General features: G+C 73.3%; 13 protein-coding genes and 1 tRNA gene. 11 read left to right on the top strand and 3 right to left on the bottom strand.

Going from position 1 to position 18639, the window contains the following annotated elements; all coding sequences use genetic code 11:
- The first annotated feature begins 15 nt into the window (after positions 1–15).
- The 11 genes from ABFY07_RS18130 (at position 16) to ABFY07_RS18080 (ending at position 15521) form a co-directional block, all read left to right on the top strand.
- Complete coding sequence (locus ABFY07_RS18130; RefSeq protein WP_346175488.1) at positions 16–1575, top strand: DUF7059 domain-containing protein; 1560 nt, start codon at positions 16–18, stop codon at positions 1573–1575.
- Between the two features lie 172 nt (positions 1576–1747).
- On the top strand, positions 1748–1945 hold the full coding sequence (locus ABFY07_RS18125; protein ID WP_065961490.1) for a hypothetical protein: 198 nt from the start codon (positions 1748–1750) through the stop codon (positions 1943–1945).
- Positions 1946–2157: 212 nt separating this feature from the next.
- Positions 2158–5052 carry a type I DNA topoisomerase gene (gene topA / locus ABFY07_RS18120; protein WP_346175487.1) on the top strand — a complete coding sequence of 965 codons (2895 nt, stop codon included), beginning with the start codon at positions 2158–2160 and terminating at the stop codon, positions 5050–5052.
- Between the two features lie 104 nt (positions 5053–5156).
- A complete protein-coding gene (gene tmk, locus ABFY07_RS18115; RefSeq protein ID WP_346175486.1) occupies positions 5157–8441 on the top strand; it encodes a dTMP kinase in 3285 nt (1094 codons plus the stop codon).
- 93 nt (positions 8442–8534) lie between these two features.
- Entirely contained in the window at positions 8535–9812 is a 1278-nt protein-coding gene (locus ABFY07_RS18110; protein ID WP_346175485.1) for a DNA polymerase III subunit delta', read from the top strand.
- A 145-nt stretch (positions 9813–9957) separates the two neighbouring features.
- On the top strand, positions 9958–11499 hold the full coding sequence (locus ABFY07_RS18105) for an alpha/beta hydrolase (protein WP_346175484.1): 1542 nt from the start codon (positions 9958–9960) through the stop codon (positions 11497–11499).
- A 129-nt stretch (positions 11500–11628) separates the two neighbouring features.
- Positions 11629–11702, top strand: a tRNA-Thr gene (locus tag ABFY07_RS18100).
- A gap of 116 nt (positions 11703–11818) precedes the next feature.
- Positions 11819–12142, top strand: coding sequence for a hypothetical protein (locus ABFY07_RS18095; protein WP_346175483.1), 324 nt, complete (start codon positions 11819–11821; stop codon positions 12140–12142).
- Positions 12143–12152: 10 nt separating this feature from the next.
- Complete coding sequence (locus tag ABFY07_RS18090; RefSeq protein WP_346175482.1) at positions 12153–12806, top strand: nucleotidyl transferase AbiEii/AbiGii toxin family protein; 654 nt, start codon at positions 12153–12155, stop codon at positions 12804–12806.
- A 1337-nt stretch (positions 12807–14143) separates the two neighbouring features.
- Positions 14144–14785: a hypothetical protein gene (locus ABFY07_RS18085; RefSeq protein ID WP_346175481.1), complete on the top strand. Its 642-nt coding sequence runs from the start codon at positions 14144–14146 to the stop codon at positions 14783–14785.
- Between the two features lie 112 nt (positions 14786–14897).
- Positions 14898–15521 (top strand): hypothetical protein, encoded by a 624-nt coding sequence (locus ABFY07_RS18080; RefSeq protein WP_346175480.1) that lies wholly within the window; start codon positions 14898–14900, stop codon positions 15519–15521.
- A 278-nt stretch (positions 15522–15799) separates the two neighbouring features.
- Here ABFY07_RS18080 and ABFY07_RS18075 read toward each other — a convergent pair whose 3' ends face one another.
- The 3 genes from ABFY07_RS18075 to ABFY07_RS18065 all read right to left on the bottom strand — a co-directional run bounded on the left by ABFY07_RS18075 (position 15800) and on the right by ABFY07_RS18065 (position 18639).
- Positions 15800–16933, bottom strand: coding sequence for a polyprenyl synthetase family protein (locus ABFY07_RS18075; protein ID WP_346175479.1), 1134 nt, complete (start codon positions 16931–16933; stop codon positions 15800–15802).
- A 240-nt stretch (positions 16934–17173) separates the two neighbouring features.
- Positions 17174–17956: a sensor histidine kinase gene (locus tag ABFY07_RS18070; protein WP_346175478.1), complete on the bottom strand. Its 783-nt coding sequence runs from the start codon at positions 17954–17956 to the stop codon at positions 17174–17176.
- Positions 17953–18639, bottom strand: a complete 687-nt coding sequence (locus ABFY07_RS18065; RefSeq protein WP_346175477.1) for a response regulator — start codon at positions 18637–18639, stop codon at positions 17953–17955. Before ABFY07_RS18065 ends, ABFY07_RS18070 begins: the two co-directional genes overlap by 4 nt.

Raw genomic sequence — 18639 nt, 5'->3', positions numbered from 1 at the left:
CCCGACAATGGGGGAGTGAGTACGCACCGCCTCCCCAGCCCCGCCGGCCCCGAGCGCGTCGACCGCCTGCGCGGCGCGCTGCTGGCCGCCGACTTCACCGCCGATGGCCTGCTGGACCTGCTCGGCGCGCCCGCCTACGCCGCCCTGGCGCGCGGCGAGACCGTCCCGGCCCTGCGCGCCACGCGGGGCGGCGGCCCGCTGGAGACGCTGGTGCGGCTCTTCCTGCTGCAGCGCCCGGTGGCGTTCGGCCGGGCGGCCGCGGCCCTGCCCGTCGAGGACTGCCTGGCCGACGGCTGGCTGGTGCGCGACGGCGACGAGGTGCGCGCGAGCGTGGACGTGCGCCCGTACGGCGGCCCGCGGGGTGAGGACTGGTGGATCGTCTCCGACGTGGGCTGTGCGGTCGGCGGAGCCGCGGGTATCGGCGGGCCCGGCGGCGCGCCGGGCGGCGTGGACCGCTCCGGGCTCGTCCTCGGGGTCGGCGGGGCGTCCACCACCCTCGCCGGTCTCACGGTCCGCGCCCCGGTGGAGCGCGCCCTCGACCTGGGCACCGGATCCGGCATCCAGGCGCTGCACGCCGCCCGCCACGCCACGTCCGTCACCGCGACGGACCCCAACCCGCGGGCCCTGCGCATCGCCCGGCTCACCCTCGCCCTGTCCGGCGCGGCGGAGCCCGATCTGCGGGAGGGCTCGCTCTTCGAGCCGGTCGCCGGCGAGACGTACGACCTGATCGTCTCCAATCCGCCCTTCGTGATCTCGCCGCCCTCCTCCGAGGGGGACCGGCTCGTCTACCGGGACGGCGGGATGTCCGGCGACGACCTGTGCCGCACCCTCGTCCAGCGGTCCGCCGACCACCTCGCCGACGGCGGCTGGTGCCAGGTGCTGGCCAACTGGCAGCACGTGGAGGGGGAGGACTGGCGCGAGCGGGTCGCCTCCTGGGTGCCGGGCGGCTGCGACGCGTGGATCGTGCAGCGCGAGGTGCAGGACATCACGCAGTACGCCGAGCTGTGGCTGCGGGACGCCGGGGCCCACCTCGCCGGGCCCGCCGAGTACGCCGTGCGGTACGACGCCTGGCTGGACGAGTTCGAGGCCCGCAAGACCAGGGCCGTCGGGTTCGGCTGGATCACCCTGCGCAAATCCGGGGCCGACCGCCCGGCGGTGACCGCGGAGGAGTGGCCCCACCCCGTGGAGCAGCCGCTGGGCGACGCGGTCATGGCCCATTTCCGGCGGCAGGACTTCCTGCGCACCCACGACGACGCGGCGCTGCTGGCGGCCCGCTTCCGGCTGGCCGACGAGGTGGTCCAGGAGCAGGTGGGACTGCCGGGCGCGGAGGATCCGGAGCATGTGGTGCTCCGTCAGAACCGGGGCATGCGGCGCGCGACGAAGGTGGACACGGTCGGCGCGGGCTTCGCGGGGGTGTGCGACGGCACGCTGAGCGCGGGCCGCATCCTGGACGCGATCGCCCAGCTCCTCGGGGAGGACCCGGTGGTGCTGCGGGACCGCACGCCGGAATCGATCCGGCTGCTGGTCGAGCAGGGCTTCCTGTGGCCGGTGGACGAGCGGGAGGAGACCGGGTAGAAGACGACGAGGGGTTGTGCGCCGGAGCGCGCGCCGCGCCGCACGCACCACCCGGATGGCAAGAAGTTGCCAGGCCGGAGCGTGATCATGGCCGGAAGAGCCGGAGCAGTGGGTGACGCGCTGTTCACCCGGGGTTCGCGCGGACGCCTTCCGAGAGTGCCACGCTCTCCCCATGGAGAGGGGACCCGCGATCTTCGCCGGTACGGCATTCGTCGTGTTCGGCGCCGCGCTGCTGCTCTGGACAGCGGCGCGAACGCGGCTGCGCGCGCCGGTCGCGCACGATGTGAGCCCGGTCGCTTCGGCGGTCCTCTCCGTTCTCTTCGGCGCCGCCGCGCTGGGCGGCGGGATCTGGTGCCTTCTTTACGCCTGACAGGGCCCCCGCGCGGCGCCGAGTGTCGGTCCGGGCGGCAGACAGGACGCTTGTCGGGTTACCGTTCGAGTGGCGTTGCGGGCTTTTTCCGTTTGACACGGGGCCGGGAGGTACCGTCACACTCCGCAGCGTCACCGTAGTGGTGTGCGTGGACGCGTAACCCGCGTAGCAGTGCCCGTTCACCGAGCGTCGACCGGAGAGAAGAGCGAAAGTTGTCCCCGACCAGCGAGACCGCACAGGGCGGCCGCCGACTCGTCATCGTCGAGTCGCCTGCCAAGGCGAAGACGATCAAGGGCTATCTCGGCCCGGGCTACGTGGTCGAAGCCAGCGTCGGGCACATCCGGGACCTGCCGAACGGTGCGGCCGAGGTGCCCGACCAGTACACCGGGGAGGTACGCCGCCTCGGAGTGGACGTCGAACACGACTTCCAGCCCGTCTATGTCGTCAACGCCGACAAGAAGAGCCAGGTCAGGAAGCTCAAGGAGCTGCTCGCCGATTCGGACGAGCTCTTCCTGGCCACCGATGAGGACCGCGAGGGCGAGGCCATCGCCTGGCACCTCCAGGAGGTGCTCAAGCCCAAGGTCCCGGTCCGCCGGATGGTCTTCCACGAGATCACCAAGGACGCGATCCGCGCGGCCGTCGCCAATCCGCGCGAGCTGAACCAGCGGCTGGTCGACGCCCAGGAGACCCGCCGCATCCTCGACCGGCTCTACGGCTACGAGGTCTCGCCGGTCCTGTGGAAGAAGGTCATGCGCGGTCTGTCCGCGGGCCGCGTCCAGTCGGTGGCCACCCGCCTGGTCGTCGAGCGCGAGCGCGAGCGCATCGCCTTCCGCTCCGCCGAGTACTGGGACCTGACCGGCGTCTTCGCGACCGGCCGGGCCGGTGACACCAGCGACCCCGGCACCTTCGGCGCCCGGCTGACCGCCGTCGACGGCCGCCGGGTCGCCCAGGGCCGCGACTTCACCTCGACCGGGCAGCTCAAGGGTGGTGCCCAGGTCCTCCACCTGGACGAGGCCGGGGCCCGCGGGCTGGCCGTGGCCCTCGAGGGCGCCGCCTTCACGGTCCGCTCCGTGGAGTCCAAGCCGTACCGCCGCTCGCCGTACGCCCCGTTCCGCACCACCACCCTCCAGCAGGAGGCCAGCCGCAAGCTCGGCTTCGGCGCCAAGGCGACCATGCAGGTGGCGCAGAAGCTGTACGAGAACGGCTTCATCACCTATATGCGTACCGACTCCACCACGCTGTCCGAGACGGCGGTGGCGGCGGCCCGGGCGCAGGTCACCCAGCTGTACGGGGCCGACTACCTGCCGGACAGGCCGCGCTCCTACGCGGGCAAGGTCAAGAACGCCCAGGAGGCGCACGAGGCCATCCGTCCCTCCGGGGACCGCTTCCGCACCCCGGCGGAGACCGGCCTGACCGGCGACCAGTTCCGGCTGTACGAGCTGATCTGGAAGCGGACCGTCGCCTCCCAGATGAAGGACGCGGTCGGCAACTCCGTCACCGTCAAGATCGGCGGCCGGGCGAGCGACGGCCGGGACGCCGAGTTCTCCGCCTCCGGCAAGACGATCACCTTCCACGGCTTCATGAAGGCCTACGTGGAGGGCGCCGACGACCCGAACGCCGAGCTCGACGACCGCGAGCGGCGCCTGCCGCAGGTCGCCGAGGGCGACCGGCTGGCCGCCGAGGAGATCACCGCCGACGGCCACGCCACCAAGCCCCCGGCCCGCTACACCGAGGCCTCGCTGGTCAAGGAGCTCGAAGAGCGCGAGATCGGCCGCCCCTCGACCTACGCCTCGATCATCGGCACCATCCTGGACCGCGGCTACGTCTTCAAGAAGGGCACCGCGCTGGTCCCGTCCTTCCTGAGCTTCGCCGTCGTCAACCTGCTGGAGAAGCACTTCGGCCGACTGGTCGACTACGACTTCACCGCCAAGATGGAGGACGACCTCGACCGCATCGCGCGCGGCGAGGCCCAGGCGGTGCCGTGGCTCAAGCGCTTCTACTTCGGCGAGAGCGCCACCGCGCCCGGCGCCGAGGGTGGCGCGGCGCCCGGCGCCGTGGGAGTCGCGGCCGAGGCCGGGAACGGCGACGGCGACCACCTCGGCGGCCTGAAGGACCTGGTCACCGACCTCGGCGCGATCGACGCCCGGGAGATCTCCTCCTTCCCGGTGGGCGACGGGATCGTGCTGCGGGTCGGCCGCTACGGCCCGTACGTCCAGCGGGTGACCGAGGCCGAGGGCGAGACCGGGCAGCGGGCCGACGTCCCCGACGACCTGCCGCCGGACGAGCTGACCGTCGCCTACGCGGAGGAACTGCTCGCCAAGCCGAGCGGCGACTTCGAGCTCGGCACGGACCCGGAGACCGGCCGCAAGATCGTCGCCAAGGCCGGCCGCTACGGCCCGTACGTCACCGAGGTGCTCCCCGAGGACACCCCGAAGACCGGCAAGAACGCGGTCAAGCCGCGCACCGCCTCGCTCTTCAAGTCGATGTCGCTCGACACGGTCACCCTCGAGGACGCGCTGCGGCTGATGTCGCTGCCGCGCGTGGTCGGCACCGACCCCGAGGGCGTCGAGATCACCGCGCAGAACGGCCGCTACGGCCCGTACCTGAAGAAGGGCACGGACTCGCGGTCGCTCGACAGCGAGGAGCAGCTCTTCACGATCACGCTCGACGAGGCGCTCGCGATCTACGCGCAGCCCAAGCAGCGCGGCCGGGCCGCGGCCAAGCCGCCGCTGAAGGAGCTGGGCACCGACCCGGTCAGCGAGCGGCCGGTCGTGGTCAAGGACGGCCGCTTCGGCCCGTACGTCACCGACGGCGAGACCAACGCGACCCTGCGCCGCGACGACGACGTCGAGACGATCACCCCGGAGCGCGGCTTCGAGCTGCTCGCCGAGAAGCGTGCCAAGGGCCCGGCCAAGAAGACCGCCAAGAAGGCGGCGAAGAAGACCACCACGGCCAAGAAGACGGCGGCCAAGAAGACGGCGGCGAAGAAGACCACGACCGCCAAGAAGACCGCCGCCAAGAAGACGACCGCGGCCAAGAAGACCGCGGCGAAGAAGACGGCGACGGCTGCCAAGGCGGCCGACAAGCCGGCGGCCGAGACCGACTGAACCGGGCGGCCGAGGCCGGGCGAACCCGGCGGAACCGCGCGGACGCCCGCCCGTTTGTTCGGGCGGGTGGCCGTGGGTTCACGCGATCCGGATAGGCTGGCGGGATGACGCGAGAGCAGCCTACGGACGTGACCCCCACATCCGGCGCCCTTGCCGCGGACTCCCGCGAGCGAGCCGTACGAGCCCTGCTGCGCCATCCGCCCCTGCGCCGCCTGTGGAGCGCGGGCCTCGTCGGTGGCACGGCGGACGCGCTGGCCGTCCTGGTGCTCGTCCTCCTGTCGCTGCAGGCGTCCGTCACCACCGGCGCCTTCGGCGACGGCTACCGCGGCGCGGCGCTCGCCGTCGCGGCGGTCCTCGGCGTGCGGCTCCTGGCGACGCTGCTGTTCGGGGCGGTGCTGCTCGGCCCGCTGTCCGCGCTGGTCGGGCCGCCGGGCCCGCTGGACCGCCGCTGGACCATGATCGGCGCGGACGCGGTGCGGCTGGCGCTGCTCGTCGTCGCCCCGCTGTGGATCGACTGGACCCCCGACGACGCCGTCGCCTGGCTGCTCATCACCACCTTCGTCGTCGGCGTCGCCGAGCGGCTGTGGACCGTGGCCAAGGACGGCGCCGCGCCCGGGCTGCTCCCGGCCCCGCCCGCCGAGGGCGCGGCCGTCCGCCCGCTGCCGGACCACCTCGACGCGCTGCGCCGGCTGTGGCTCCGTACGGGCTTCGTGGCGCTGCCCCTCGCCGCGGCCGCGCTGCTCGCCGCCATGCTGGTCGCCCGGCTGCTGGCCACCGGCGTCGCGTGGTTCGACCTCCACCAGGCGGCCCTGGGCTCGTACCTGGGCGCGGGGCTCTTCTCCGCCTCCCTGTCGATCCTGTACTTCGTCGAGCTGCCCGGGGCGCAGGCCCCCCGCGCGCGCTCCCCGCTCGAGGGGCTGCGCCGCCCGCGTGCCGCGTCGGGCTCCGGCCCCGACAAGGGCCGCACCGGCGCCGTCCCGCTGCTGGTCCTGGCCTGCGGCGCCGTCGCGGCCGCGATCGCCGCCGCCGTCGGCGTGGCCGCCCTCCAGGCGGTCGACCTCGGCGGCGGGCCGGTCGGCTTCTCGCTGCTCGTGCTGGCCCTCACCGGCGGCCCGGCCGTCGGCATCCGCTGGGCCCCCAAGGTCCTGCCCGGCCTGTCGCGGCGCCGCCTGCTCGCGCTGGCGATCGCCCTGACCGGCCTCGCGCTGCTGGTCGCGGGCCTGGTCCACGACACCACGACCGTGATGCTGATCGCCGTGGTCGCGGGGGTCTCGGCGGGGGTCGCCGCCAACATCGGCCACACCCTGCTCGACCAGGAGAGCGAGGACTCCCGCCGGGCCCGTACGACCGAGCACCTGCACGCCGTCGTCCGCGTCCTGGTCGGGCTCGGCGCGGTCGCCGCCCCGCTGCTGGCCGCCGTGATCGGGCCGCACCGGCTGGGCAGCGGCGACTTCGTCTTCGCCCACGGCGGCGCGGCCTTCACCCTGATGCTCGTCGGCGCGCTGCTGCTGCCGGTCGCCGCCCTCGTCCTCGGCAAGACCGACGACCGCCAGGGCGTGCCGCTGCGGCACGACCTGCGCGAGGCGCTGCGCGGCGCCGACCCCGTGGAGGCCCCGGCCCCGACCGGCTTCTTCATCGTCGTCGAAGGCGGCGACGGGGCGGGCAAGACCACCCAGGTCGAGGCGCTCGCGGAGTGGATCAGGGCCAAGGGCCACGAGGTCGTGGTGACCCGGGAGCCCGGCGCGACCGCCATCGGCAAGCGGCTCCGCTCCATCCTGCTGGACGTGTCCTCCGCCGGGATCTCGCACCGCGCGGAGGCGCTGCTGTACGCGGCCGACCGCGCCGAGCACGTCGACACGGTGGTCCGCCCGGCGCTGGAGCGCGGCGCCGTCGTCATCTCGGACCGCTACATCGACTCCTCCGTCGCCTACCAGGGCGCCGGCCGCGACCTCGCCCCCACCGAGATCGCCCGTATCTCGCGCTGGGCCACCGGCGGCCTCGTGCCGCACCTGACGGTGCTGCTGGACGTCTCGCCGGAGACCGCGCGGGAGCGCTTCACCGAGGCCCCGGACCGGCTCGAGTCCGAGCCCGCCGAGTTCCACCAGCGGGTACGGGCCGGATTCCTGACCCTCGCGGCGGCCGACCCGGCCCGCTACCTCGTCGTGGACGCCGGCCAGCTGCCGGAGGCCGTCACCGCCGCCGTCCGCCACCGCCTGGACCGGATGCTGCCGCTGTCCGAGGCGGAGGTGAAGGCCCAGGAGGAGGCGCGCCGCAAGGCCGAGGAAGAGGCGCGCCGCAAGGCCGAGGAGGACGCCCGCCGCAAGGCGGAGGAGGAGCGGCTGGAGCGCGAGCGGCAGGAAGCGCTCGCCAAGGCGCGCGCCGAGGAGGAGGAGCGCAAGCGCCGCGAGCTGGAGGAGGCCCGGCAGCGCGAGGCCGAGCGGCAGGCGGAGGAGGCTCGCAAGCGGGCCGAGGACGCCCGTCGGCGCGCCGAGGAGGAGCGCAAGCGCATCGAGGCCGAGGACCGCGCCCGCGCCGCCGAGGAGGAGCGGCGCCGCCGCCAGGCCGAGGAGGAGGCCCGGCTGCGGGCCGAGGCGGAGGAGCGCCGCCTGGAGAAGCAGCGCCAGGCCGAGGAGGCCCTGCTGCGGGCCGAGCAGGCGCGGCTGGCGGCGGAGGCGGCGACCTCCGGCCCCGCGAGCACGCCGCCCGCCCCGGCCACCCCGCCCGCGCCTCCCGCCGCGCCGCCCGTCCCTCCCGCCGCCCCGCCCGTGGGTGCCGACGCGCCGACGATCGAGACCCCGGCCGTCGGGACCCCCGCCTCGGTGCCGCCCCCGGCCTCCGCCCCGGCCGACGACGCGACCGGCGCCACGACCGGCGCCACGTCCGGTGACGCGGACTCGACGGACACCGTCCAGACGCCGCGCGTCGACCCCCGGGTCGCCCGCCCCGGCGGTGGTTCCCCCGACGCCGACGAGACGGCCGTACTGCCGCCCGTACGGCCCCAGGAAGGCCCGGACGCCGAGGAGACGGCCGTCCTGCCCAAGCCGCCCGTCCCGCCGGCGGGCGCGGCCGACGAGACGGCCGTGCTGCCGCCCGTGCGCGACGACCGGCCCGGCGACCACCGGTCCGCCGACCCGGCCGACCGGGTGCCGCCGTGGCTGTTCCGGCCGGAGGAGTCGCAAGGCGGCGCGGAGGGCAACGAGCGCACCCGCGAGCTCCCGCAGTTCGGCGAGGGCGGGCCGCCCCGGCAGGCCGAGCCCGAGCCGCGCCGCTCCCGGCAGCGGCGCCGCCCGGAGTGGGCGGAGGAGACCCCGCTGGACGACCTGCCGACGCTGGCCGACGAACTGCTGGGCCCGCACGACGACGAGGACGGGGGCCGGCGGCGCCGGTGACCCCGCGCCGGTCGTGCTGGTCGGCGCTGTCGGTGGGGTGACCCACAATGGGAGGCCGGAGAGGACGAACGGCGGGGCACGGCGGAGGCGGTCATGGCGGTGTGGGACGACCTGGTCGGACAGGACCGGGTGGCGAGCCAGCTGACCGCTGCCGCGCGTGACGCGGACGCCCTGGTCACGGCGGAGGCGGCCGGCGGCGGCCGGCCCGCCTCGCGGGACGCGGCCGACGCCTCGGCTGCCTCGCCGGTCTCGGCTGCCTCGCCTGCCTCGCCTGCCTCGTCGAAGATGACCCACGCCTGGCTGTTCACCGGCCCGCCCGGCTCCGGCCGGGCCGCCGCCGCCCGCGCCTTCGCCGCCGCGCTGCAGTGCGTCAGCCCCGACCGGGCGCTCGGCGGCGCCCCCGGCTGCGGCTTCTGCGAGGGCTGCCACACCACCCTGGTCGGGACCCACGCCGACGTCGAGGTGGTGCGTACGGACCTGCTGAGCATCGGCGTGAAGGAGACCCGCGACCTCGTCCGCCGCGCCCAGCTCTCGCCCGCCGGCGGCCGATGGCAGGTGATCGTCCTGGAGGACGCCGACCGCCTGACCGAGGGCGCGGGAAACGTGCTGCTCAAGGCCGTCGAGGAGCCCGCCCCGCGCACGGTGTGGCTGCTGTGCGCGCCCTCCCTTGAGGACGTGCTGCCCACCATCCGGTCCCGCTGCCGGCTGCTGACCCTCCGCACCCCGCCGGTGGACGCCGTCGCGGACCTCCTCGTCCGCCGGGACGGCATCGAGCCCGAGCTCGCCGCCTCCGCCGCCCGCGCCACCCAGGGCCATATCGACCGGGCCCGCCGGCTGGCCACCGACGAGCGGGCGCGGGCGCGCCGCGCGGCGGTGCTGAAGCTCCCCCTCCGGATCGACGACGTGGGCGGCTGCCTCAAGGCCGCCCAGGAGCTGATCGACGCGGCCGCCGAGGACGCCAAGCAGGTCGCCGAGGAGACCGACGCCAAGGAGACCGAGGAGCTGCGCGCCGCGCTCGGGGCCGCCGCCGGGACGGGCGGACGGCTGCCGCGCGGCACCGCCGGGGCCATGAAGGAGCTCCAGGACCGCCAGAAGCGCCGGGCCACCCGTACCCAGCGCGACAGCCTCGACCTCGCCCTGACCGACCTGGCGGGCTTCTACCGGGACGTGCTCGCGCTCCAGTTCGGCTCGCGCACGGCCCTCGCCAACACCGATGTCCAGGGCGCGCTGGAGCGGATCGCGGCCGGCTCCAAGCCGGAGCGGACGCTGCGCCGGATAGAGGCGGTCAGGGCCTGCCGTGAGGCGCTGGACCGCAATGTGGCTCCGCTGCTGGCGGTCGAGGCGATGACCATGGCGCTGCGCGCGGGCTGAGCCCCCTCCCGGCGCCCGCGATCACCCGTACGGGCGCCGCCTGTCCACAGACGTGGTCCACAGGCGTGGTGGCGTATCCACAGGCGGACGCAGAAAGCGCCGATCCGGATACGCTCCGCATATCCGACTCGACCGAGGATCGCCGATGGACATCAGCCGCAGCTCGTTCCGCGCCATCGGCGCCGCGCTCGCCGCCCTCGCCCTGCTGCTCTCCGGCTGCACCTCCGGCGCCGCCTCGCCCCGCACCCCGGCATCGACGAAGGCGGCGGCCCGCACCGCCCTCACCCCGTACTACCTGCAGAAGCTCGCCTGGCACGAGTGTGGCGGCGGCGCGGGCTTCGAGTGCGCCACGCTGAAGGCCCCGCTGGACTACGCCCGGCCCGCCGACGGCCGCGACGTGAGCCTCGCGGTGTCCCGCAAGAAGGCCACCGGCCCCGGCGAGCGGCTCGGCTCCCTCATGGTCAACCCCGGCGGCCCGGGCGGCTCAGCAATCGACTACCTGCAGTCCTACGCGGGCATCGGCTACCCGTCCCGGATCCGCGCGCGCTACGACATGGTGGCCATGGACCCGCGCGGGGTGGCCGCCAGCGAGCCCGTCACCTGTCTGGGTGACAAGCAGATGGACGCCTTCACCCAGACGGACCTGACCCCCGACGCGCCCGCCGAGACGCGTCGCCTGGTCGCCTCGTACAAGAATTTCGCGCGCGGCTGCGCGACCCGCTCGGGCGGCATCCTCGGCCATGTCTCGACCGTGGAGGCGGCGCGCGACATGGACCTGCTGCGGGCGGTCCTGGGCGACCGCAAGCTCACCTACGTCGGCGCCTCGTACGGCACGTTCCTCGGCGCGACCTACGCCGACCTCTTCCCCCACCGCGTCGGCCGCCTGGTCCTCGACGGGGCGCTCGACCCGGCGCTGTCCTCCGAGCGGATCAACCGCGACCAGACCGCCGGCTTCGAGACCGCCTTCACCGCCTTCGCCGAGGACTGCGTCCGCCGCGCCGGCTGCCCCCTGGGCACCCAGGACGTCGCCCGGGCCCGCGAGCGGCTCACCGCCTTCTTCACCCACCTGGACACCCACCCCCTGCCCACCGGCGAGCCCCGCCGCCTCGGCGAGTCCCTGGCCACCACCGGTGTCCTCGCCGCCCTGTACGACGAGGGCGCCTGGCCCCAGCTGCGCACCGCCCTCCGCTCGGCCATGCGCGGCGACGGCAGCGGCCTGCTCACCCTCGCCGACCTCTACTACGAGCGCGACGCCGACGGCTCGTACGCCAACCTCATGTACGCCAACCCCGCCGTCAACTGCCTGGACCTCCCGCCCGCCTTCCGTACCCCCACCGACGTCCGCGCCTCCCTCCCCGCCTTCCGGAAGGCGTCCCCCGTCTTCGGTGAGGCCCTCGCCTGGGCCGCCCTGAACTGCGCCTACTGGCCCGTCCCTCCGACCGGCACCCCCCACCCCCTGCGCGCCAAGGGCGCCGCCCCCATCCTCGTCGTCGGCACCACCCGCGACCCGGCCACCCCCTACACCTGGGCCCGCTCCCTGGCCTCCCAGCTCACCTCCGCCACCCTCCTCACCTACGACGGCGACGGCCACACCGCCTACGGCCGCGGCAGCGCCTGCGTCGACACCGCCATCAACACCTACCTCCTCACCGGCACACCCCCAGCCCCCCAGAAGCGCTGCACCTGACCTGCGCCGACGCTCCCCGTACACTCCGCGCCCGGGTCGCGTCCGGGCCGCGGTCAACCCCGTACGGAGCACCCCTCGAAACTGTGTAGACTTGGCGACGCTGCTGATGCCAGCCTGGCCAGGCAGCATGCCGCCTTAGCTCAGTCGGCCAGAGCGACGCACTCGTAATGCGTAGGTCAAGGGTTCGATTCCCTTAGGCGGCTCCGAGAGGAAACCGCAGGTCAGAGTCTCTGACCTGCGGTTTCCTTTTCTCTTGGACCATGGACTTCCCTTGCCGTGAGGACTCCCTGCTGCGGGCTTCCATCGGCATACTGGGCGCATGGAGACACGCGTGCGGTATGCCGAGATTCGGCCGTACACGGTCCCGGCGACGCTTGCGGAGCTTGCCGGACCGACGGGTGGGGTCGTTGTGCTGCCGACCGCGTTGGACTGGACGCCCAAGAAATCCTATGACCTGGCGGATGACGTTGACCTCCGCATGCTCTACGAAACGGTCATCCGCGAGGCCATGCACATCGAGGACTTGCGAACATTCCTGAACGCACGGCTTCTCGCGGAGGCGTGGCCGAGATTGTGGCTCCCGCTACGGGTGCGGGGCGCCTGGGAGAGCCGGTTCCCTGACCTGGCGAAGGCCGCCGCGTAACATCACGGGCATGGACCCCTTGCACGCCAGGCTCGCCCGTCTTGGGCTCGAGGCGGCAGCCAAATACGGCTTTGTTCTGGCCGGCGGTTATGCCGTGCAGGCGCATGGGTTCTTGGAACGTCTCTCGGATGATGTCGACCTCTTCACCGACGTTGGCGACCCAACCGCGTTCGCTGAGGCGGTGGCTGCCGTGACCGAGGCCTACCGCATAGCGGGATTGACTGTTGAAGTTGACTGCAGCGGCGATGTCTTCGCCCGCCTGTCCGTCGTGGATGAGCAAGGGCGCGACGCGAAGATCGAGATGGGCTGTGATTGGCGGTCCCGGCCGCCGGCGTTTCTGGAGATCGGACCAGTCCTGCACCCGGACGATGCGGTGGCCAACAAGGTGACCACCCTGTTCGGGCGCGCCGCGCCGCGTGACTACTTGGACGTACACGCGGCGCTCGTGTCGGGCCGGTACTCCCCAGACCGCCTACTGGAGTTGGCGGCGGAGCACGATGACGGTTTTGACCAAGGTTACTTCGCCCAGGCGCTCGAAGCGGTCGATCGCTGGCCGGACCGGGAGTACGAGGTCTACGGAATTGGAAAGGAGCAGATCGAGGCCATGCGTCAGGGTCTTCGGGCCTGGGCCGCAGAAATCCTTCGAGGTCGCGGAACGCGCTAATGCCGTGATCGACAGTTGTCCACGTTCAGTCATGCAAGAGCGCAGCGGGCATCCAGGTTCCGGGGCGGTGGAAAACCGGCACACCTCGGCCGTACGCCTCGGTGCTCCGCTACCAGGACGTGCTCTCCGTGAGCGCGGCGACGATCACGCAGACGCAGAGCAGCACCACATCTGACGTGGACTACTCGCCGGTGGAGGCGATCTGTCGAGTGGTCCGGGTTGCTTCGTGCGACGGGAAGTGACCGACGCCGTGTGGCTTGCCGTGTCAGCACCGCGCAGGTTGCTCTCGTCTGCCTCGCTCAAGGCGAGTGGACGCTGTCGTGAGGGTGGCCGTGGAGCGCCGTATGGGAACCAACTGCGAGCATGGGCGTGGAGCGTGCGCGCAGTCCGTGGGTCGAGCGAGTCGGCTGAACGCCGTGGCTCGGCATTTGCCGTCGTGCCGGCACCGAGCTTGCCTGGCCCAACATGGAGCCCCGGATGCGCAGGTGGCCTGGCTCCGTTTGTAGAGGAAACTAGTTAACAGTGAACGACGCAGCGTGGCCACTGCTTTGCGTATTTGATCTGGGAAGTACGCAGGTCAGAGGGGTCGATCGAATCACGTTTCAGATGGTTGTCGACTCTGTTGTGTGCCATGTGAACTTCTTGCGCAGTGCACTGCGCAGTTGTTGAGGTTCTAGCACGCCACCTACCGTGACGGCCATGAACACCACCGATCCACTGCTTACGGGTGCCGACATCGCGCGGCTGGCCGGGGTGAAGCGGCCGGCCGTCAACAACTGGCAGCGACGCCACCAGGACTTCCCCACGGCCGTCCACTCGGGCGGCGTAGCGTGCTTCCCGCTTAGCCGCGTCGTGGCCTTTCTTGACTCTCGTGTCATCCCGACCAGGTTCCTGACCGAGCATGAGCTGCCGGGGACCACCTACGGGGACAGAGTGCGCGCGGCTCCGCCTTACCCTGTCGAAAACAGTACGTCATACCGGTCAGAGGGCCTCTCCGGAAGCCCGGCTCAGGCAGATCGCATCGGGCCCCTACAGGCGGCTCCGGAAAAGGCCAGGTCACAGAGCCCGTGACCTGGCCTTTCGGCTTGCCCGCCGCAGCCCCGGCCAACCCCTCCGTTGCCCTGGCGCGGCCTTGCCGCCGGCCTGCTCGGGTCGTGGGTGCGGTTGTGGCTTTTCCCGTATCTCGAACGCGGTTCGCCATTTCGGCAGTTGATGCTAACTGGTGTTGTCATGTACAGATCCTTCGAGGAGGGTGTCCGGTGGAACGATGCAGGATGACCCGACGCGCGGTGCTATCCGCGGCGGCGGGGATGGCGGCGTTGGGCTCCGGGGCGTTCATGGGGACCGCTGAGGCGGCGGCGAAGGTGGGGGCGAAGGCGGCCGCCGCGCCGCCGGCCGGGACGGTGCGGGTGCTCTGGCTCAGGCCCACGGATGTGGCGTTCGATCAGCGGTACCCCGATGGCATCACGCGCGTGATGCAGGAGTCGCAGCGTTTCTATCGGCAGGAACTCGGGAAGACGTTCAAGCTGAACAACCCGACGGTGGAAGTGGTCACGGGCGACCACAACCGGGCGTGGTACGAGAACACCGCCAACGGCGACGACCCGTACTGGTGGGTGGTCTTCAACATGCAGCGGGAGTTGATGACCAAACTGGGGCTCCGCGCCCCGGACTCGCGGTGGCTGTGCGTGGGCGAGATCAGCGCCGAGAAGCAGGGCGTCTCCGGTGGGGGTGGAGGGGGCGGCTGGGTGATCCTCAGCGGGCATGACGCCGACGGGGCCGCTGGTACGAACGGGGCCATGAACCGGTGGTACGGCGGCATGGTGCATGAGCTGGGTCATGCGCTCGGGCTGCCCGACTCCACGTACACGGACGGGATGCCAATGTCCGCGTCGTTCTACGACTACCCGAACTGCCACTTCAGCCAGGCCCAGAAGAACGGGATGCTGAACGGCCCGTACGGCAGCTTCCTCCCTTGAGCCCCTAGGGACAGGAGGGACAGGGGTACCCGAAAGGGTGCCCCTGTCCTGGGTTTCGGGCGGCTGCGGCATGCTTGCTGACCGTCAGGCGTGAGGGAAGCAGGGAGCAGGCATGGGAACGCCCGAGTCCGTCGTGGTCACCGAGGGGAAGGCGGCCGGGGCCGCTCCGTCCAGGGTGCGGCGGTGGGTCAACTCGCTGGTGTGGGGCCTGTCGGTGCCGCTGGCGTTCACCGTGGCCGCGTGGCTGGCGCAGCTCCCGTCGGTGGGTATCTACGTCGGAGTCGTGCTCGCGCTCGGGACGTTCGCCGTCGCGGCCACCGTGGCGGGCGGGGTCTGGCACCGGGCGGGGGCGGCGGTGCTCGTGTCGTGCGGGGGGTTCGCGCTGACGCTGTTCGCCGGGCCGGGGCTGTACGAGCTCTACATGAAGACCCTCGGGGAGAAGGTGCCCGCCGTGGTCACCAAGGTCGAGGAGCGTGACGACAAGCGGTACTGCACGGTGGAGGAGGCGACCGGGGGCCACGCCGTGCACGAGATATCGCAGCAGCAGAACTGCTTCGACCACATCAAGCCCCGGCAGCGCGTCACGCTCCGCCAGGACCCGATGGGGGTCCTGGAGCCGCGGCTGCCGGACGGGCCCGACCAGGAGGGCCGGACCGGCCTCACGCTGGCGATCTCCGCCGGGCTGTTCGCGGTGACCGGCGGCTCGATGTTCTACGCCGGGCAGCGCAGACGCTGACGGGCGGGCGCTGACGGGCGAACGCTCACGGGCGGGCGCCGGGGGACTGGAATACGAGGCGCTGACGGGCGGGTTTCCTCGCTGTGGGCATCAGGGAGCGAAGGAAACGGCTGTCGGCGATCGTGACGATCGCGCGGCGGGCCCGGGCCCTCGGTCCGGGTGGGCGGCGGCGCTGTCGAGCGCGTCGTTCCCGGCTTGCTCATGGCGCGGGGGACGAAGGGGGCCGCTGCCGGGCCGCCGCGGAGCCCCCGGGCATCGAGCCCGACCCCGACGCCGTCTCACGGCTGCGCCGGTTCGGGGAGTCGCTGCTCCGCGGCGACCAGCGGGGGTGAGGCGGGGGACGAGGCCGGCGGTGAGGCGGGGAGCGAGGCCGGGAGTGAGGCGGGAAGTGAGGCCGGGCGGCCGCGCGTCACGAGATCGCACAGGTCCTCCAGCGCCCCCCGGGCCGCGCCCGCGGGCAGCGGCGCCAGCGCCGTGCGGGCCTGGTCGGCGTAGCGGGCCGCGGCCACCCGGGCCAGGTCCAGGGCGGGGTGGGCGCGGAGCCGGCGCAGCGCGTCCGCGTAGCGCGGCTCGTCCGCGCGCCCGGTGGTGAGCAGGTCGCACAGCTCCCGGTCCTCGTCGGAGCCGGTCGCCTCGGCCCGCGCCCGCAGATACAGGAGCGGCAGCGTCGCGAAGCCCTCCCGCAGGGTGGTGCCCGGGCACCCGCGCGGCACGCCGCCGGCCCCGCCGGCGCCGGCGATGTCCAGTACGTCCTCGGCGAGACGGCAGGCGACGCCCAGCAGTTCGCCGTAGCGGGCGAGTGCGCCGGCGACCTCGGGACCGGCGCCGGACGCCAGCGCGCCCAGCCGCCCGGAGACCGCGATCAGCGAGCCCGTCCTGCCCGCGAGGACCTCCAGATAGTGCTCGACCGGGTCGCGGTCGCCGCTGGGGCCGGCCGTCTCCAGGATCTGGCCGGTGACCAACTGCCGGAAGGCGTCGGCCTGGATCCGTACGGCCTCCGGGCCCAGGTCGGCCAGCAGGTGCGAGGCGCGGGCGAAGAGGAAGTCGCCGGTGAGCACCGCCACCGAGTTGTCCCAGTGGGCGTCGGTGCGGGGGGTGCGGCGCCGCGCCTCCGCGTCGTCCAGCACATCGTCGTGGTGGAGCGTCGCCAGGTGCGTCAGCTCGACGACGACGGCCGAGGGCACCACGCCCGGCGCCTCCGGGTCGCCGAACCGCGCGGCCAGCAGCACCAGCAGCGGCCGCAGCCGCTTGCCGCCCGCCCGCACCAGGCGCTGGGCGGCCTCGGTGATGAACGGGACGTCGCTCTTCGTGGCCGCCAGCAGGCCCGCCTCGACCTCCGCCAGCCCGGCTCGTACCTCGGCCTCCGCCGCGCGGTCCCGCATGCTCAGCCCCATGGGCCCGGGGAGGGTCACGGACGGGTCTCCTGTCTTCGGGGGCGGCTCTTCGGGGGCGGCTCTTCGGATGGCTCTGCGGGCGGTTCTGCGGGCTGCTGGCTCTGCGGGCGGTTCTGCGGGCTGCTGGCTCTGCGGGCGGTTCTGCGGGCTGCTGGTGGGCGGGCCGTGCGGGCGGGCCGTGGGGGCTGCCGACGGCGCCGGCGCGGAGCAAGCAACCTAGCAGGGGAAATGTCTCATATGCCGCCGGGGCCCGGGGGTTCAGGGCGCCGTGGGGACGGTGACCCGGACGCGGCTGCCCCGGCCCGGGCGGCTGTCCACGCTGAGCGTGCCGCCCACCTCCCGGGCCCGTTCCCGCATGGACAGCAGGCCCAGGCGGCCCGGGAAGGACCCGCGCGAGTCGAAGCCCACGCCGTCGTCGGCGACCGTCAAGGTGACGGTGCCCGGGCCGCTCAGCAGGTGGAGGCGCACATGCCGCGCGCCCGCGTGCTTGGCGACGTTGTGCAGGGACTCCTGGGCGATGCGGTAGAGGGCGTGTTTGGCCTCCGGCGTCGTCTCCGGCTCCGGGCCGAGCGTCGCCTCGGCGGCGATGCCGTACCGGTCGCGCAGTGCCGCCACGTGGCGGTCGAGGGCGGCGACCAGGCCCTCGGCCTCCAGCGTCTCGGGTCTGAGCCGGCCCAGCAGGACCCGGGTCTCGGCGATCGCGGTGTCGGCGAGCTGCCGGATGTAGTCGATCGGCTCGGCCAGTTCCACGAGTCCGTCCACGCCGGTGGTGTCGTCCCGCCGGTCCCCGCCCCGTTCCCCGCGTTCCCTGGCGCGGTCGATCTCGCGGTCGATCTCGCGGTCCAGCAGCTCGCGGGCGGTACGCGCGCCCAGGGAGATGCCGTACAGCGCCTGGGAGACGGAGTCGTGCAGCTCCCTGGACAGCCGCCGCCGCTCGTCCAGGGCGCCCTGGTCCCGCGCGGCCGCCAGCCGCCGGCTGTCGTCCCTCGCCCGGGTGACGGCTTCGCGTATCCGCCGCCGGGTGCCGCGGATCCCGATCACGCCGACCACCACTGGTCCCGCGTCGCGTCCAGGGGCTCGGGCGTGGTCAGCTCCCCGGCCGGCACCAGGCCCGACTGGACGGCGTACACCGCGGCCTGGGTGCGGCTGTGCACCCCGAGCTTGGTCAGGATGTGGCTCACGTACGTCTTCACCGTCTGCTGCCCGATCCGCAGGTCGCGCGCGATCTCCTTGTTCGACTTGCCCCGGGCGAGCATGGTGAGGACCTCGGCCTCCCGCTCGGTCAGCTGCTCCGGCCCGCTCGGGGCCCTGACCTGGCCCATCAGCCGGGAGGTCGCGTCCGGGGAGACATGGATCCGGCCGACGGCGGCGCCCTTGACCGCGCTGCGCAACTCGTCGGCCTCGGCGTTCTTCAGCAGAAAGCCGATCGCGCCCGCCCGGACCGCGCCCATGACCATGGTGTCGTCGAGGGCGCTGGTCAGCGCCACGACCTCCACCTCGGGGAGGTCCTGGCGGATCTCGGCGGTGGCCGAGATCCCGTCCATCACGGGCATCAGCAGATCCATCAGGACCACGTCGGGGCACAGCTCCCGGGCCAGTCGTACGGCTTCCCGGCCGTTGGTCGTCTCGCCGACCACCTTGATGTCGTCGTCGAGGCTGAGGATCATCCGCAGGCCCTGGCGGACGACCGCGTGGTCGTCGGCGATCAGAACTCGAAGTGCCAC

The organism is Streptomyces sparsogenes subsp. cuspidosporus, assembly GCF_039532705.1.
GTDB lineage: Bacteria > Actinomycetota > Actinomycetes > Streptomycetales > Streptomycetaceae > Streptomyces > Streptomyces sparsogenes.
The sequence above is the reverse complement of the archived record's forward strand: the minus strand, read 5'-3'. Positions and strand labels throughout refer to the sequence as shown.

Bases quoted from the DNA above. Each gene is read 5' to 3' on its own strand.
- ABFY07_RS18125 (WP_065961490.1), top strand. From the start codon at position 1,748: ATGGAGAGGGGACCCGCGATCTTCGCCGGTACGGCATTCGTCGTGTTC.
- tmk (WP_346175486.1), top strand. From the start codon at position 5,157: ATGACGCGAGAGCAGCCTACGGACGTGACCCCCACATCCGGCGCCCTT.
- ABFY07_RS18110 (WP_346175485.1), top strand. From the start codon at position 8,535: ATGGCGGTGTGGGACGACCTGGTCGGACAGGACCGGGTGGCGAGCCAG.
- ABFY07_RS18105 (WP_346175484.1), top strand. From the start codon at position 9,958: ATGGACATCAGCCGCAGCTCGTTCCGCGCCATCGGCGCCGCGCTCGCC.
- ABFY07_RS18095 (WP_346175483.1), top strand. From the start codon at position 11,819: ATGGAGACACGCGTGCGGTATGCCGAGATTCGGCCGTACACGGTCCCG.
- ABFY07_RS18090 (WP_346175482.1), top strand. From the start codon at position 12,153: ATGGACCCCTTGCACGCCAGGCTCGCCCGTCTTGGGCTCGAGGCGGCA.
- ABFY07_RS18085 (WP_346175481.1), top strand. From the start codon at position 14,144: ATGGGGACCGCTGAGGCGGCGGCGAAGGTGGGGGCGAAGGCGGCCGCC.
- ABFY07_RS18080 (WP_346175480.1), top strand. From the start codon at position 14,898: ATGGGAACGCCCGAGTCCGTCGTGGTCACCGAGGGGAAGGCGGCCGGG.